The 14,482-nt window shown below is 65.8% G+C and carries 12 protein-coding genes; 4 read left to right on the top strand and 8 right to left on the bottom strand.

The window, feature by feature from the left end; all coding sequences use genetic code 11:
• Nucleotides 1-3: 3 nt before the first annotated feature.
• The 7 genes from ACTHNQ_RS20370 to ACTHNQ_RS20340 all read right to left on the bottom strand — a co-directional run bounded on the left by ACTHNQ_RS20370 (nucleotide 4) and on the right by ACTHNQ_RS20340 (nucleotide 6,991).
• Nucleotides 4-1,191, bottom strand: a complete 1,188-nt coding sequence (locus tag ACTHNQ_RS20370; RefSeq protein WP_440335742.1) for a mandelate racemase/muconate lactonizing enzyme family protein — start codon at nucleotides 1,189-1,191, stop codon at nucleotides 4-6.
• The gene (locus tag ACTHNQ_RS20365; protein ID WP_440335741.1) at nucleotides 1,188-1,817 is read right to left on the bottom strand and encodes a bifunctional 4-hydroxy-2-oxoglutarate aldolase/2-dehydro-3-deoxy-phosphogluconate aldolase; all 630 of its coding nucleotides are present in this window, start codon (nucleotides 1,815-1,817) and stop codon (nucleotides 1,188-1,190) included. The genes ACTHNQ_RS20370 and ACTHNQ_RS20365 overlap by 4 nt, the downstream gene beginning before the upstream one ends.
• Entirely contained in the window at nucleotides 1,810-2,817 is a 1,008-nt protein-coding gene (locus ACTHNQ_RS20360) for a sugar kinase (protein ID WP_440335740.1), read from the bottom strand. The genes ACTHNQ_RS20365 and ACTHNQ_RS20360 overlap by 8 nt, the downstream gene beginning before the upstream one ends.
• Complete coding sequence (locus ACTHNQ_RS20355) at nucleotides 2,807-3,700, bottom strand: SMP-30/gluconolactonase/LRE family protein (protein ID WP_440335739.1); 894 nt, start codon at nucleotides 3,698-3,700, stop codon at nucleotides 2,807-2,809. Before ACTHNQ_RS20355 ends, ACTHNQ_RS20360 begins: the two co-directional genes overlap by 11 nt.
• Nucleotides 3,684-4,478 (bottom strand): carbohydrate ABC transporter permease, encoded by a 795-nt coding sequence (locus tag ACTHNQ_RS20350; protein ID WP_440335738.1) that lies wholly within the window; start codon nucleotides 4,476-4,478, stop codon nucleotides 3,684-3,686. Before ACTHNQ_RS20350 ends, ACTHNQ_RS20355 begins: the two co-directional genes overlap by 17 nt.
• 104 nt (nucleotides 4,479-4,582) lie before the next feature.
• Nucleotides 4,583-5,431 carry a carbohydrate ABC transporter permease gene (locus ACTHNQ_RS20345; RefSeq protein WP_440335737.1) on the bottom strand — a complete coding sequence of 283 codons (849 nt, stop codon included), beginning with the start codon at nucleotides 5,429-5,431 and terminating at the stop codon, nucleotides 4,583-4,585.
• A gap of 126 nt (nucleotides 5,432-5,557) precedes the next feature.
• Nucleotides 5,558-6,991: an ABC transporter substrate-binding protein gene (locus tag ACTHNQ_RS20340; RefSeq protein WP_440335736.1), complete on the bottom strand. Its 1,434-nt coding sequence runs from the start codon at nucleotides 6,989-6,991 to the stop codon at nucleotides 5,558-5,560.
• A 130-nt stretch (nucleotides 6,992-7,121) separates the two neighbouring features.
• Here ACTHNQ_RS20340 and ACTHNQ_RS20335 point away from each other — a divergent pair, with 130 nt between their 5' ends.
• Nucleotides 7,122-8,054, top strand: a complete 933-nt coding sequence (locus ACTHNQ_RS20335; RefSeq protein WP_440335735.1) for a dihydrodipicolinate synthase family protein — start codon at nucleotides 7,122-7,124, stop codon at nucleotides 8,052-8,054.
• Complete coding sequence (locus ACTHNQ_RS20330; protein WP_440335734.1) at nucleotides 8,051-8,797, top strand: SDR family NAD(P)-dependent oxidoreductase; 747 nt, start codon at nucleotides 8,051-8,053, stop codon at nucleotides 8,795-8,797. Before ACTHNQ_RS20335 ends, ACTHNQ_RS20330 begins: the two co-directional genes overlap by 4 nt.
• On the opposite strand, the gene ACTHNQ_RS20325 is transcribed toward ACTHNQ_RS20330, so the two are convergent.
• Nucleotides 8,786-9,586 carry an IclR family transcriptional regulator gene (locus tag ACTHNQ_RS20325; RefSeq protein WP_440335733.1) on the bottom strand — a complete coding sequence of 267 codons (801 nt, stop codon included), beginning with the start codon at nucleotides 9,584-9,586 and terminating at the stop codon, nucleotides 8,786-8,788. The two genes, ACTHNQ_RS20330 and ACTHNQ_RS20325, sit on opposite strands and share 12 nt — an antisense overlap.
• 144 nt (nucleotides 9,587-9,730) lie before the next feature.
• Here ACTHNQ_RS20325 and ACTHNQ_RS20320 point away from each other — a divergent pair, with 144 nt between their 5' ends.
• The gene (locus tag ACTHNQ_RS20320) at nucleotides 9,731-10,348 is read left to right on the top strand and encodes an SGNH/GDSL hydrolase family protein (RefSeq protein WP_440335732.1); all 618 of its coding nucleotides are present in this window, start codon (nucleotides 9,731-9,733) and stop codon (nucleotides 10,346-10,348) included.
• A gap of 115 nt (nucleotides 10,349-10,463) precedes the next feature.
• Nucleotides 10,464-14,471 carry a golvesin C-terminal-like domain-containing protein gene (locus tag ACTHNQ_RS20315; protein ID WP_440335731.1) on the top strand — a complete coding sequence of 1,336 codons (4,008 nt, stop codon included), beginning with the start codon at nucleotides 10,464-10,466 and terminating at the stop codon, nucleotides 14,469-14,471.
• The last annotated feature ends 11 nt before the right edge of the window (nucleotides 14,472-14,482 follow it).

The following is a 14,482-nucleotide window of genomic DNA, read 5'->3' as shown; positions in this document are numbered from 1 at the left end:
TTCTCAGCCGCTGATCGCGATGTCGCGGATCGCATCCTCGCGCAGCTCGATCCCGAGACCAGGGCCGTCCGGCACGACGGCCTCAGCAGGCGAGACGTCAAGAGGTGCGGTGATGAGCGAGTTCGCATTGCGCACCGCCGCGATCTGGTACTCGAAGGCCGGCATCAGCTGCGCCGTCGCCGCGACATGGATCCCCGCAGCCAGAGCCGGTGCCAGCGCGATCGAATGGTGAGGCATCAGCTGGCGGCCCGATGCACTCGTCATGACGGCGATGTTCGCCGCTTCGGTGATCCCGGTGCGTCCGGTGTCGGGCTGGTAAATGGAGAGCGCATCACGAGACAGCCAGGATGCTACCTCGAATCTGTTCCGGAATGCCTCGCCGGCGGCGATCGGCAACGACGACCGTGAGGACAGTCGCGCGAAATCATCCATCGCGTCCGGGGGCAGTGCCGACTCGAGGAACCAGGCTCCTCGCTCAGCCAGGCCGCCTGCCAGCGAGTGCGCCTCAGGCAGCGTGTAGACGCCATGGACGTCGACCGCGAACCGGCACCCGGGAGCCGCGCTGGACAGTCGCTCGAACGAGGCCAGGTCGGCAGCGACCCCATGCCCGAGGTGCAGCTTGAAGCTATGCGCGCCGTCCTCCGCAAGGGCACTGATCGTGTCGACGCGCTCGTCGTCGTCTTCTCCTGCGATGCTGCTGACATACGTGGGAATCCGGTCGCGAAAGGCGCCTCCGAGCATGGCCGAGACGGACAGTCCATGCGTCTGGCCGACGAGATCCCACAGTGCGATGTCGATGGCGGCGATCGCGTCCGCATACAGACCGCCGAGGTGACCTCGTTCACGCATCGACTCCTGCATACGCGCCAGGTTGGCGCGTATCCGCCCCGCGTCCTGTCCGATCACCAGCGAAGCGACGCCATCGTTGATGGCACCGGCAACGGCCCGTGCTCCGACCGGCGCCAGAGCCTCACCCCAACCCACTGCCCCGTCCCGTGACTGAATACGCACCAGGAGGGTCTCCACAAGATCGGAGTAGAGAGTGCCGCGGTCGAAGATGGTGCGCAGCGTCGGTTCCCGCAGCGTTGGCTCGCCGTCCGATGTCAGCCTGATCAGAAAGGTCTCGACCCGGTCGACGATGATCGGCGCGCCGAGCCGCGGATGCAGGTTGAGTTCGTCGGTCTGGTTCATCGGATGTTCCGTCCTGTTTCGGGTCGAGATCGAAGTGAGAGCAACTCGGTGAGGGTCACCAGTTCTTCCGGGTCCTCCAGCGCCGAGCCGACGGCGACGGCGTCGGCACCGGCGTCGAGGAAGGCGCGTGCGTTCTGCGACGACATGCCGCCGGTCGCCACCATGCCGATGTCGGGAAACGGTCCGCGCATCGCGCGGACCCACGAGGCCCCGAGCGCCGCGGCCGGAAAGACTTTCACGATCGAGCATCCCAGCCGTACAGCCTGTTGAATGTCCGATCCCGACCCCACACCCGGCAGATGCGCCATGCCCCACCGATGCGAGGCTTCGAGCACGTCGAGATCGACGCCAGGGGCGACGGTGAATTGAGCGCCTGCGTGGCGTGCGCGTGCTGCGATGTCCGTCGTCACGACGGTGCCCGCACCGACTGCCCGCCCAAGGTCTGCGCTCGCCTGCACGAGCATCTCCAGCACCTCGGCATCCTGCTCGCTCTGCAGGGGCACTTCCACGAGACCGACGCCCGCTGTCCACGCTCTGCGCGCGATCGCTAGCGCCCGGCCCGGTTCGATCCCGCGAAGGATGAGCATTAACGGGCTGTCTCGGAGTTCGGATCGGAGGTCAATCATCGCGTTCTCCAACCGATGCGGGACGTTGCGCGTACTCGGCCCATTCCTCGTCGGCCAGCACTGACAGGTGCCACAGCTCTTCGATCGGAGGTTGCGCCACGACGTCGGCGAACGTCAGAAGCACCCGAGCCGCAGCGAGGTGACCGACGCGCGCCGCAGTGCGAGGATCGGCGCCTTTCACAATTGCCGCAAGGTAGCCGCCCGCGAATGCATCGCCAGCGCCGACGGGCTCGACCACGTCCACCTGCAGCGACGGCACGAAGAGCCGCTGGCCTGTGGCGTACACGGTCACCCCGCGTGCCCCGTCCTTGACGACGAGCTGTGGCACGTCGGAGAGGAGCCGATGCACGGCGTCGGGCGTCGCTGTTCCCCACAGCGGCTCTGCTTCGTCGAGGCCGACGAAGCAGATGTCACTTGCGCGCGCGAGGCGCGCCATCTCGGAAGCGGCGGCCCGAGCGCTCCAGAGCCGGGGCCGGAAGTTCACGTCGAAGCTGCGCAGGCCGCCGTAGGAGCGAGACTGCAGCAGCCACTGGACGAGGGCCGCGCACGATGCGGACAACGCCGGAGTCACACCCGAGAGGTGGACCAGGGTCTCGTCGCCCACCCCGGCGAACATGGCGTCGGCGTCTGAGATCGACATGGCCGCGGCGGCAGACCCGCGACGATAGTAGGTCACAGCCGACCCCTGGGGTTGCGGGTCTTTCACCATCACACCGGTGGGGCGGGCAGGATCGGTGATCACCCGCGAGACGTCGACACTGCGCGCCGCCACAGATCGCCGGAGACGTTCGCCGAAGGCGTCGTCACCGACTCGGCTGGCCCAGGCCGCCCGTACTCCGAGCTGCGCGGCAGTGGACGCGACGTTCGATTCGGCGCCGGCCGGCTCCACCACGAAGCCGACCGCGGTGGCGGCGGTATCACCGGCGAAGGGCACAACGGCCGCCATCGTCTCGCCGAGCGCGAGGATCGCTGGGGTCTCGTGGCCCGCATCAACCGGCATCGGTGCTCCTCAGGAGCGCCAGCTGCTGCGGATCGGCACGCCAGGGCTGCGCGGGCGTGCCCGGGACGTCGACATCGATCGCGAAGAATCCGCCATCCAACGGGGTCGGTCGTTCCAGGCCGAGCCGTGCGGTCGAGATGACGAGCGTGTTCCCGGCCAGACACACCGCCGTCGGGCGCGTGGCGGCGACGTCGACGACACGTGTGAGACTCCCCTGGGCGTCGAAGTGGCGTACTTCACCGGCATCCCAGACGGCGACCCACACGCCGTTCTCGTTGTCGACCGCTAGTCCGTCCGGGTTGCCGCCTTCGACACGCGCGAGCGTACGCCGATTGATCAGTTCGCCATTTTCCACATCGAACACCTCCAAGGCACGGCGCGGCAGCGTGTCGATGTAGTACATGCGAGTGCCGTCCGGAGTGAAGCCGAGCCCGTTGGAGACGGTGACCTGCTCCAGGCGCTTCCGGACGGCGAGATCCGACTCCACGGTGAAGAGGGCTGCATCGGGGACGCGTGAGTGGCTCTGTGTGCCTGCCCACAGCGTCCCGCTGAGGTCGCAGGCCCCGTCGTTGAACTGTGTGCCGGCATCCGCGATCTCCTCCTGAAGCACGCGCACGTGCCCGGCCTCGGAGACATGGACGATGCCGCGTTCTCTCGCGCAGATCCATCCGTCACCGTAGTTCTGCAAGGGGGCTGCGAACCCGACCGACTCTCCGACGTGTACTTTGCGTTCGACTGCGATCTCGCCGGCGGAGAAGTGGCCGATGTACAAGTCGCCGGCGCCCATGTCGACCCAGAGCAGGCGATCTCCGCGAGCGTCCCAGCGTGGCGACTCCGCCTGCCGGAGCACGGGGCCGCGCACAGGCTCAGCTCTTGACCGCACCCGCGATTCCTTCGATGAAGTAACGCTGGAGGAAGAGGAACACCACGACCACGGGAAGCACGCTGATCGTCGCCGCCGCGGCCAACCCGGTCCAATCGGACGTATTGGTTCCGAAGAACCCGTACATCCCGACGCCCAGCGTTCGCAGCATCGGATTGCCGAGCGTGAAGATCAGCGGGATGAAGAACGCGTTCCAGGCGAAGACGAAGTTCAGCAGCACAACGGTGCCCGTGACCGGCTTCGCCAGAGGCAGGACGACGGAGAAGAAGGTCCGGAAGTAGCCCGCTCCGTCGACCTGGGCTGCCTCAGTCAGTTCCTTCGGGATCTGGGAGAAGAAGCCGACGTACAACAGCACGGGAACGACCAACGACGGCCCGGCCTGCGCGAGTGCTGCTCCGAGCAGTCCATTGCCCAGTCCGAGCCAGTTCACCAGAACGAAGGTCGGGATGATGGTGTACCCGCTCGGGATGAACATCGAGACGGCGAGCACGACGAGGATTACCTTGCGTCCCTTGAGCGTCGGGCGGCTCAGCGCCCAGCCTGCGGGGGCGGCGACCAGCACGACCAGGACGACCACGGTGATGGAGAAGACGACCGTGTTCCAGGTGTACTCGCCGAATCGCCCCACGGTCCAGGCTCGGACGAAGTTGTCGAGCGTGAACTCTTCGGGGATGAGGCTGGCACCGTTGCGGTACATGTCGTTCTGGGTCTTGAATCCCGCGGAGACCATCCAGAGGAACGGATACACCCAGGCGAACGCAAGCGGCAGCAACAGCACGTGCCACAGCTGAATGCGCCACCGTCGACGCGATCGACGTTTCGGTGGTGCCGACGGAGGGGTAGGCGATGCCGGCGAGGTCTGCGGCCGATCCAGAAGTGCGGTCATGACAATTCCCTCTTGCGTCGGAGCCGGATGGTGAGTGCCTGGCCGGCCGCCATGATCAGTGTGAGGAGCCCGAACACGACGCCGGCCGCCGAGGCGAAGCCATAGCGGGACGCGGTGATCTCGGGGTTGAACGCGATGCGGTAGATGTAGGTCGGTACGACGTCGGTGGAGAAGACGGGCCCGCCTTCCGTCATCACCTGCACGATGTCGAACGTGTTCAGGCTGCGCTGGAACACCAGGAGCAGCACGACGATGGCCATCGGCGCGAGGACCGGAAGCTTGACGTAGAACAGCTGCTGCCGCCCGTTGGCGCCGTCCAGTCGCGCCGCCTCCCCGAGCTCGGGTGGCACCGTCTGCAACGCGGCGAGCCAGTAGATGAGGGTGATGCCGAAGCCCTTCCAGATATCGGCCGCGATGACGGTCGGGAGTGCACTGGAGGGAGAGCCGAGGAAGTTGATCCGCGGCAGACCGAGCGAAGTGAGCAGCTGGTTGACGACCCCGCTCGCGGGATCGAGCAGCACCGCGATCACGATCCCGACGACCGCTGTCGTCGCCACGACGGGCAGGAAGAAGGCGAGACGGTAGACATTGCGTCCGCGCAGGAACGCGCTGTCGAGGAGGATGGCCAGCAAGAGCGCAAGCGGAGCTTCGATGAACAAAGCTGCGGCGGAGAAGGCCAGCGAGTGCCAGAACGCGTTCCAGAACGCGGGGTCCTGAAGCACCTCTTGGAAGTTGCCGAGCCCGACCCAGTCGGTGAGCGGACCGATGCCGTCCCAGTCGAAGAACGCATAGACATAGCTCGCGACGATCGGCCATACGGTGAACCCGCCGAACAGTAGCGCCAAGGGGAGCAGAAGCAGGTACCCCTGCCAGCTGCCGGACGGGAGTCGACGCCGTCGTGAGCGCCGTCCTGCTGGGCGCCCGACCGACACGGTCGGGCGCCCAGCAGTGGTGGAACCTGTCACCACGTTCTAGCCGCCGTAATTCTCGAGGGGATCCCAGTCGGGGAACGTGATGTCGTCGCGCGAAGCTCCCTCGACCTGGTCGACAGCGGTGTTGATCTGTTCGTCCAGCGAGGCGGCAATCGGACCGAACGGCTGATTCTGAATGATGGCCGCCGCGGCAGCGGCCACGGGGTTGAGCCCCGTCTGACCCGCCAGCGCGTTGAAGATCGCGGCCCCACCCTCGCTCAGCAGCGCCGGGTTCGGAGTGGAACGCACCGTCTCATCGGCGATATCGACGATGGCAGTCTGATCTTCCGTCGTCTTGCCACGCCACGCGCTTTCGATCGCGGTCAACGTGCCGAACTTCTCGTAGTACGCGGACTGGAACTCCTCAGAACCGAGGCACGCCATCACCTGCCACGCGCCGTCAGGGTTCTTGCTCTCGCTGGACATGCTCCAATGCGGATTGAACGTCGACAGCTGCGCGTTGTACGCCTGACGACCGGAGTCGGGTACCGGGGGCGCGGCAATGCCCAAGTCGAGGTCGGGGTTCAGTTGCCGGATCTGCGCAACGTGCCAGGGTGCGGTGACGTACATTGCGAGACGACCGGCCGCCATCTCCTGGAAGCCCTTCGTCCCGTCCCAGCTCTCCCAGCCGGGTTCGAGCACGCCATCAGCCTGCATCGCGGTCAGGGTGTCGACGAAACCGACGAAGTCTTCGTCGGAAACGTTCGCCTCCCCGGTCGTCAGGTCAAGCCCATTCGTGACGATCGTCGCCGGCGCGCCCGTGGGGACCGTGTAGTTGATCACGGACGCCGTGCCCGTCGTGGGGGCGAACCCGTAAGTCGTGCCGGCGTTATCTGCGCTGACCTTGCGGGCGATCTCGTCGAGATCGCTCCAGGTCTCCGGCGGGCCATCGAAGCCCGAGGCTGAAAGAACGTCCTTGTTGTACAGAAGGACTGACACGTAGGACCAACCGCCCCACGTCAGCGGAATGCTGACCAGCTCATCATCGCGATACAGGCCAGAGAGGACCGGATCGGATAGCGTGCCTTCGGGGAACGCGGCGATGAAGTCCTCGTCCGCGTAGTCGGTGAGAGGCGCAACCCATCCCTTCTGGTAGAACCGGTCGAGAGCCGCCTGGCCCTGGGCTTGGAACACGTCGGGACCGTCGCCCTGCTGGAACATGAGCTCGACCGCGTTCAGCTGCTGGTCCGCTGGGTTCTCGATGATGTTGACCTTGAGGCCTGGGTTCTCGTCCTCGCAGCGGTCCATCTGCTCGCGGTAGAGGTCGCTGGCTCCCGTCGGGTCGGGCACGATCGCCAGCGTCACCTCGCCGCCTCCCTCAGATGTCTGCGGTGACGGCGCGCCGACGAGCGAACATGCGCTCAGCGAGAACGCTCCCCCCGCGACGAGCGCGACGGCAAGCGCGCGTCGCGCCCCTCTTGTGCTGTTGGGCATGGACAACTCCTTCATTGGTTGCTGTCGTAGGTCAGCTTCTCATGCTGAACTATGGTTAGAGTATCTACAATATGGAGATCGTTCGCAAGCTGTGGCGGTCATGAACCGAATATGGGTCGAGGAGGACCACATGAGCACACATCATCTAGCAGGCGTCGTACCGGTGCTCGCGACCCCCTTCAATGAGGATGGAAGCGTCGACTACGTGAGCCTGCGACGCCTGGTCGAATGGGAAATCGCGGCTGGCGCGACCGCCCTGGCTGTCTTTGGGCTGGCCAGCGAGGCGTTTGCTCTCTCCACTACGGAGCGGGAACGGATCCTTGGCGAAACGGTTGCGGTCGCCAGCGACCACGGCACACCCGTTATCGCCGGGATCACACCGACCTCGCTCCCTTCCGCGCGCGAGCGGCTGGACGAGGCTGCGTCAGGGGGAGCAGACGTCGTCATGGTCATGCCACCGCATCTCATCAAGCCTTCTGCGGCGCAGATCGTCGACTTCTTCGGCGATCTCGCCGCGGATGCGCGGGCCGTTGAAGTGGACGTGATGATTCAGGATGCGCCGGGTGCGACCGGGGTCGTGATGGACGTTGCGACGCTCGCGCAATGCGCATCCTTCGACGCGATCCGGTCGATCAAGGTAGAGGCGCCGCCCACCGCCCCCAAGATCCAGACGCTCGAGCGGCTCCTGCACGGAGGCGGAGTCCAGCTGCTGGGTGGGCAGAATGCACAGTTCATGCTCGAGGAACTCGCATCCGGCGCGATCGGCACGATGCCCGCGTGCGAGTTCACCGACCTCCTCGTCCCGGTGTTCGACGATTGGCAGGCGGGTCGCAACGACGCCGCGAGGGACGGATTCGCGGCCTTGATGCCCTTGATCGTGTGGGGCCTGCAGCCGGGCCTAGGCTGGGCCGTGCACAAGGAGGTCCTCATGGCGCGCGGAATCATCGACTGCGCGGCCGTTCGCTCCCCCGCCACGCCCCTCCCGTCCTTCAGCCGCGCGCTCCTCGAGCCGGTGCTCGATCGCCTCAGCATCGGCCGCTCGTCGGTCGCCGTGACATCATGACGCCACCCGGCGCGTTGGTCACCGGCGCAACGTCCTCTCTCGGACGGGCGGTCACCACAACACTCACTGGAATGGGCTTCGCGGTCGTCGAGACTTCGCTCGACACTCCCCCGTCGCCTGGGCCGACGCACCTCACCGCAGATCTCAGCCTGGGAAGCGTTGCAGAGCAGGTCGTGGATCGGGCGACCGATCTGGTCGGCCCGCTTTACGCCGTGGTGTGCATCGCCGGTCGGATGCCGGTGGGGCGCATCGAGGATGCGACCGACGCTGACCTTGACGCGGCGATGCGCGGTTCGTTCGCGACATTCTTCAACGTGACTCGCGCCGCGGTGACGCAGATGCCACCCGGTGGCAGCATCGTGGCGGTCTCATCGGTCAACGCCACGCTCGCTGCGCCCGGTGTCGCCGCCTATGCAGCGTCGAAAGGGGCTGTCGACGCACTCGTTCGGCAGGTTGCGCTTGACCAGGCAAGTCGAGGAATACGCGTGAACGCTGTCGCGCCGGGGCTGATCGACGACGGACGAGTGCCCGGTGCCGGCGCAGGCTACCCGCGGGGTACGGCAGTGACGACCGACGAAGTTGCGGCGGCGATCGGGTTCCTCGCGTCGCCGTCGGCGAGCGGCATCACCGGAGTGGTCTTGCCGGTGGACGCCGGTCTGAGCATCACGTCTCCGGTGAGCTTCCTTCGCCAGGATCTCGCAGAGCGACTCCGCCCTAGCAACCCACCCCGATCAGGAACGTGATGCAATGAATCCCAGGTCGGATGAGATCTGGTCAGCGCGTTCGATAGCGCGCATGGCGAGGGATTCTGCCCGCTCGGGGAGCCGAATTGCCGACATGGGCCCCGATATCGAGAGCGCCGCGACCACTGACCCCGAGCGGTCGCGGATCGGCGCCGCCACGCATGCGCGTCTCAGCGCCAGCTCTTCATTCTCGACCGCATAGCCTCGGGTGCGCACCGTCGCGAGCTCGGCTGAGAGGCTGGCCACATCGGTGATCGTGTTCACCGTGTAGGCGGGCAGCGGCCCCGGCCCCAACAGCTCTCGAAGACCTGCATCCGGCAGATCGGACAGCAGGGCCTTCCCCAGCCCTGTCGCGTGCAGCGGACCGCCCTGACCGATCATGGTCGCGGAGCGGGGAGCCTCCGACCCCTCGAAGTGTGCGAGGTAGAACAGCCTGGTGCCGCGACGTTCCGCAAGATTCACACCGAGACCGAGCTCGCAGGCGAGCGACTGCGCCACCTGCCGGCCGGCCTGATGGGCCGGCGACTGGTTGAGCGCCACCGCTGCCAGCGTGACCACTTGGGGCCCTGCCGTGTACAGACCGGACCGTTCGTCTACGCTGATGAATCCAAGTCCGAGCATCGCACCAACCAGACGCGAGACAGTCGACTGGCCCAACCCCGTCATCTCGACAATCTCCGAGATGCGCAATTGCGGTCGCTCCTGCGAGAACGAGGACAGCACCGCCAGGGCCCGCTCGACGCTCTGCGTGCCGGTCGCAGCTTCCTTGCTCGCAGCCACCGTTGCCATGCGACCTCCTGCGGATCTCTGGAGCTCCGCGTGATGCATCGGAGCATTGTCGGTCTTGTCTATCACTGTCTGGACGGTGAGCCCAGTTCTCCTTGCATTCTATACCTACAATGTGGTTCTGCTCATCACATTAGGAATGGATTCATGGCGCACAACCTCGTATTCACTGGCGACAGCATCACCGACTCCGGTCGCCGCGACAGCTCTCCCCCGTTAGGACACGGATACGTCGCGCTCATCGCCGACCAGCTGAAGTCCGCCGCTCCGGCGTGGTCGATCATCAACACCGGAATCGCCGGCACGCGGACGCGCGATCTTCGAGAGCGCTGGCTCCCCGATATCGAGGCCGTCTCACCCGACGTTCTCAGCATCTTGATCGGAATCAACGACGTGTGGCGCCGCTTCAGCGACGACGACCCAACTGACGCCACCGACTTCGAGACCACCTACCGCACGCTACTCACGCAAGCGGTCGCCAGCGGAAGCCCCGCCCTCGTTCTCTGCGAGCCGTTCCTCCTCCCCGTGAGCGACGACCAGCAGGCGTGGTTCAGCGATCTGAACCCGAAGCGCGGCGTGGTCCGCGCACTCGCCTCGGAGTTCGGGGCGAGATTTCTCCCCCTGCAGGAGCTGTTGAGTGACGACGCCGGGAAGTACGGAACGGATGCACTCACCACCGACGGCGTCCACCTCACCGCGACGGGTCATCGGCTGCTCGCGAACCATTGGATGCACCTATCGCTTGCCCTGCTCAGCCGACACTGAAAGCACAGCCCGGGCGATCCCTAGGGGCACACACGCCCCCACGGTCGCCCAATTCTCGCATTCGAGACACGTCTTAAGGGTTGACATCTTGTAGTAAGCATGTTCAATCTACATTATGACCAATGAGGCTCAGCATCGCGGTACGGGCGGCCCGCACTTCACGCGCCGCACCATGATCGGCATGATGATCGCCACCGGCGTTCTTCCACACGTCCTCGGTGGGAGCACCCAGCCGGCTCGTGCTCTCACCGAGGATGACCCGTTCGTCGCGAGCGATGCGCTTCGCCGGCTGGAGAAGCCTGACCTGACGTTCGACCAGGTCGCACAACTCACGGGCCCGCGACATCGCGTCACGTTCTACTCGGCGACATGGGACGGCGGTGCCGCCTACGTGCGCGACCTCGAGACCTGGACGGGTTCGAGCTGGCTGACCGTGTCAGGGATCGACGAGCGGTTCGACGAGCAATGGGTCGTCCTCACCAGCGCGGACGCGGCATCCCCCGACTACTACTATGCGGCCGCTGCGCCGCACTGGGTCGCCATGCAGACGATCAGCCAAGTCTCTTCGTCAGTTGTCGAATTGACCTCGACGGACGGCACCGAGTATTCCCTCGTGGCCCGCTGGGTGCTCGACGGCGACTACGTCGAGGTGCAGTACGAACTGACCGCGCTGCAGACGCAGCACTACATCGTCGGATACCAGTCGCACCCGATCGTCGACGAGTCCGACGTAGACGAGGTTCTGTGCGGAGCGCTCCAGCACGCTCGCACGATCAAGAGCACCACATCGCTCGGCGCCTGGGAGCTCTTCGCGCCGATGGCGCTGACCGAACGCACCATCGCCGGTCAGCAGGTCACTGTCGGCGTCTACATTCCGGGTGACGTGCTGGCGTTCGAGCACGACCGGGCTCTGGGCAGCGACCGCCAGCCGTTCGGGATGAGCCTGCGCAATGACACGGGCAGCGTACAGCCTGTGGTTTACGCACCCCAGGCCGGTCTGCGGTCGGCGATGAGCGCCAACACGTCGGTCGCGTACGCGTTCGGCGTGGCCGCCGCAACGGGCAGCCTGTACGACACATACATCTCCCTCTGCCGGGATCAGTACCAGCTGAGCGCATATCGCGAGAACGTCTACGACACGTCGTTGACCGCCGCGATCCACAACATGATGTCGCTCGCTGCGATCGACCCGGCAGGCGATGACAGCACCACGTATGTGCCGTCGTACTCGGGCTGGTGGAGCCGCGCGAAGGGCTTCATCGACCTGGAGAACAACCTGTCGGTGCGTGCCGCTACCGCCGGAGCCCTGCTCTCGGCGTTCTACCTCACCGGCACCGCCGCCGATCTGAGCTTCTACGACAAGCGCGCCCGGCCGATGCTGGAGTATCAGATCTCGCGCCGTGCCGTCGGGTCAACCCCTGTTCCAGGCTCACCGATCTACGGCGACACCAGCATCTACACGCACGCGCTCGGCAGCTACGTCCATGACGCGAGCGTCCTCGTTCCGATGTGGCAACTCACGAAGGGGCAGAGCGGTGGCCTCCATCGGGCGGCGAAGGATCTCATCGTTACCCGGCCCACCTACCAGCCCGACTACCGCAGCCCGTGGAGCACCGCCATGCAGGCGTGGGCCTTGAGCGGGGACCCCGCCCGCCTCGCCGAAGCAACGACCATCGCGCGGCGATACGCGCGTGATCAGATCAACACCCCGTACACCACCAACGTGACGGAGCTCCAGTTCGCCTTCAATTACTCGAAGACCTGGCTCGAGATGTTCGCGCTCTTCGAGGCGACGGGTGAGCAGGACCTTCTCGACGCGGCGTACACCGAAGTCAAGCGATTCATCACCCAGACCACGGTCCGTCCCGTACCGAGCGGCACCATTTCGGTGCCTCCCGGGGCACCCAATCTCGAGCACATCGATGCGTGGGGCGCCGCAGCCGACCCTTCCTATCCCCACTCGACCGTGGCGACCGAGACGGTGCCGAAATGGGTGGTCTCGAACTCGGGCCTCACCTTCGAGCAGCTCGTCACGTTCAAGCTCGGCGACAGCACCAGCGATGGCGGAGGCGGCTACGTTCTCAACCCCATGTGGGCTCCGGCACTGCTGCGCCTCGCGCACCACACCGAGGACGACTTCCTTCGTGACATGGCGAGGAACATGGTCGTCGGCCGCTTCACCAACTACCCCGGCTACTACAACAAGCAGTACATCGCCCGGCCGAGCGCGCCAGACTACGCACTCACCGGCCCGGCCGCCCTGTCGGCGATCTACTACCACCACATCCCTGGTCAGATCGAGCTCGCGATCGATTACCTGCTCTCCGAGGCATACGTCCGCTCGGGCGGGGAGATCTCGTTCCCCGGTTACTTCGAGAGCACATTCGTGTACTTCCGAGTCCGCCTCTACGGCGCGGAACCCGGCACCTTCTACGGCGAGACCGGCGTGTGGCCACATCTCCCCGAAGGAATCATCGAGGTCGACCACCCCCAGATCAACTGGGTCACCGGCGTCAGTGACACCGACTTCTACGTTGCCCTTGCGAACATGTCAGCCTCTTCGGTGACGACGACGATCTCGTTCGACGCGGCGCTGACGGCCATCAGCGCGTCCGCGAGCTACAACGCCGAAGTCATCGACGAGAGCGGGACGCGCACGCCGACGACAGTGACGTCGGGTGCGATCACAATCACCATCCCTGCCGGCGGCCTGCGATCGATCGTCGTCCGCGGCGCCGGGGTTCCTGCACCCTGGCACTGGACCCCTACCGCCATCGACCGCTCCGCAGTGAGCTACACGCTCGACGACGCGGATCCGTCAGGTCCCCTCGGCATGACCAAGGCACTGCTCATCGTCCGCCCGGACCGCGTCGGCATGGATGCGTACGTGCAGACAGATTCGCAGGATGCCGCAACAATGACGTTTTCGATCAACGGCGGACCGAGCCAGACCACGCCCGCTAAGCCCTACCCGTACGAGTGGACGATTCCCCTCACCAGCCTCACGGACTCGTTCACGTATCAGGTGAACACGGCGACCACGTCGTCCCCGCAACGAACCCTCCGACTCCCACCTTCCATCACCTCCGTCACGCCAGCAGGCCAGACTTACTCCGGAGAGATCGCCGCCCCCGGCAGCACCACGCCCGGCGATACGTTCCAGGTCCGGGCCCGGGTCCGCTCAACAAGCGCAACGGCTCGCACCGGCGTCGCCCTTGCACTCACGGTGCCCACCGGCTGGACCGTTACCAACGCTTCCGGGCCGACGACCCTCCCAGCGGGTGGATCGATCGATTGGACATTCGACGTCACGGCCTCCGCAGCCGCAACGATCGGCAATGCACAGATCTCGGGAGCCGCGACCTGGACCGGCGGCTCCGCCGGGCTCACCGCCACGACGATCGAAGTACTGCAACCGATCATCTTGACCGCGGTCTCTGCAAGTCCATCTCGGGTGAAGCCCGGGGAGTCCACCACGATCACGGTCGCCGTACTCAACCGTGGGCCCGTGTCTCTGAGCAAGGCGATCGCGTTCGCCGCACCGTCCGGTTGGAGCCTCGCGTCGGCCAGTGCGACACCCACGGTCTCCGCCCGATCCGAGAACGAAATCACGGTGGTGGCGACCGCCGGCCTCGGTCTCACCCCCGACACGACGTATGCGCTGACGGCGACGCCGAGCGGCGGCACCGCATCCTCCGTGAGTGTGCAGGTCGATCATCCGCTTGCCACGGTCATCACGGCCGATACCCCCTACCCGGGCTACTTCGAGCTAGGACGGTGGATCTCCAGCGGGCTACCCGGGTTCGAGAAGACGATCTCCCGCTACAGCGCACCCGGTGTGACCGGAGGGTCTGTTCGATGGACTCCGGACCTGCCCACGAGCGGCTCGTACGAAGTCTTCGTCTGGTACCCCGCCAACTCGGCCTCGACGACGGCTGCCTCTTACGTCGTGCATCACGCGAGTGGCGACACGACGGTGTCCGTCAATCAAGCGATCAACGGCGGAACGTGGGTGAGCCTCGGCTCCTACTCATTCGGTGCAGGCTCCGCCGGCCATCTTCGGTTGGAAGTCACCAACACCTCATTCCACCGTGTCAGCGCCGCGAAGTTCCTCAAGCTGTGATCCGCCTCTTG

It is taken from the genome of Microbacterium sp., assembly GCF_051953575.1.
In the GTDB taxonomy this organism is placed as follows: Bacteria; Actinomycetota; Actinomycetes; order Actinomycetales; family Microbacteriaceae; genus Microbacterium.
Note: the sequence above shows the minus strand (reverse complement) of the source record. Positions and strands in the feature narration are given on the sequence as shown.

Excerpts from the sequence above, each read along its gene's own strand:
- ACTHNQ_RS20370 (WP_440335742.1), bottom strand. The coding sequence starts at position 1,191 with ATGAACCAGACCGACGAACTCAACCTGCATCCGCGGCTCGGCGCGCCG.
- ACTHNQ_RS20365 (WP_440335741.1), bottom strand. The coding sequence starts at position 1,817 with ATGATTGACCTCCGATCCGAACTCCGAGACAGCCCGTTAATGCTCATC.
- ACTHNQ_RS20360 (WP_440335740.1), bottom strand. The coding sequence starts at position 2,817 with ATGCCGGTTGATGCGGGCCACGAGACCCCAGCGATCCTCGCGCTCGGC.
- ACTHNQ_RS20340 (WP_440335736.1), bottom strand. The coding sequence starts at position 6,991 with ATGCCCAACAGCACAAGAGGGGCGCGACGCGCGCTTGCCGTCGCGCTC.
- ACTHNQ_RS20335 (WP_440335735.1), top strand. The coding sequence starts at position 7,122 with ATGAGCACACATCATCTAGCAGGCGTCGTACCGGTGCTCGCGACCCCC.
- ACTHNQ_RS20330 (WP_440335734.1), top strand. The coding sequence starts at position 8,051 with ATGACGCCACCCGGCGCGTTGGTCACCGGCGCAACGTCCTCTCTCGGA.
- ACTHNQ_RS20325 (WP_440335733.1), bottom strand. The coding sequence starts at position 9,586 with ATGGCAACGGTGGCTGCGAGCAAGGAAGCTGCGACCGGCACGCAGAGC.
- ACTHNQ_RS20320 (WP_440335732.1), top strand. The coding sequence starts at position 9,731 with ATGGCGCACAACCTCGTATTCACTGGCGACAGCATCACCGACTCCGGT.
- ACTHNQ_RS20315 (WP_440335731.1), top strand. The coding sequence starts at position 10,464 with ATGACCAATGAGGCTCAGCATCGCGGTACGGGCGGCCCGCACTTCACG.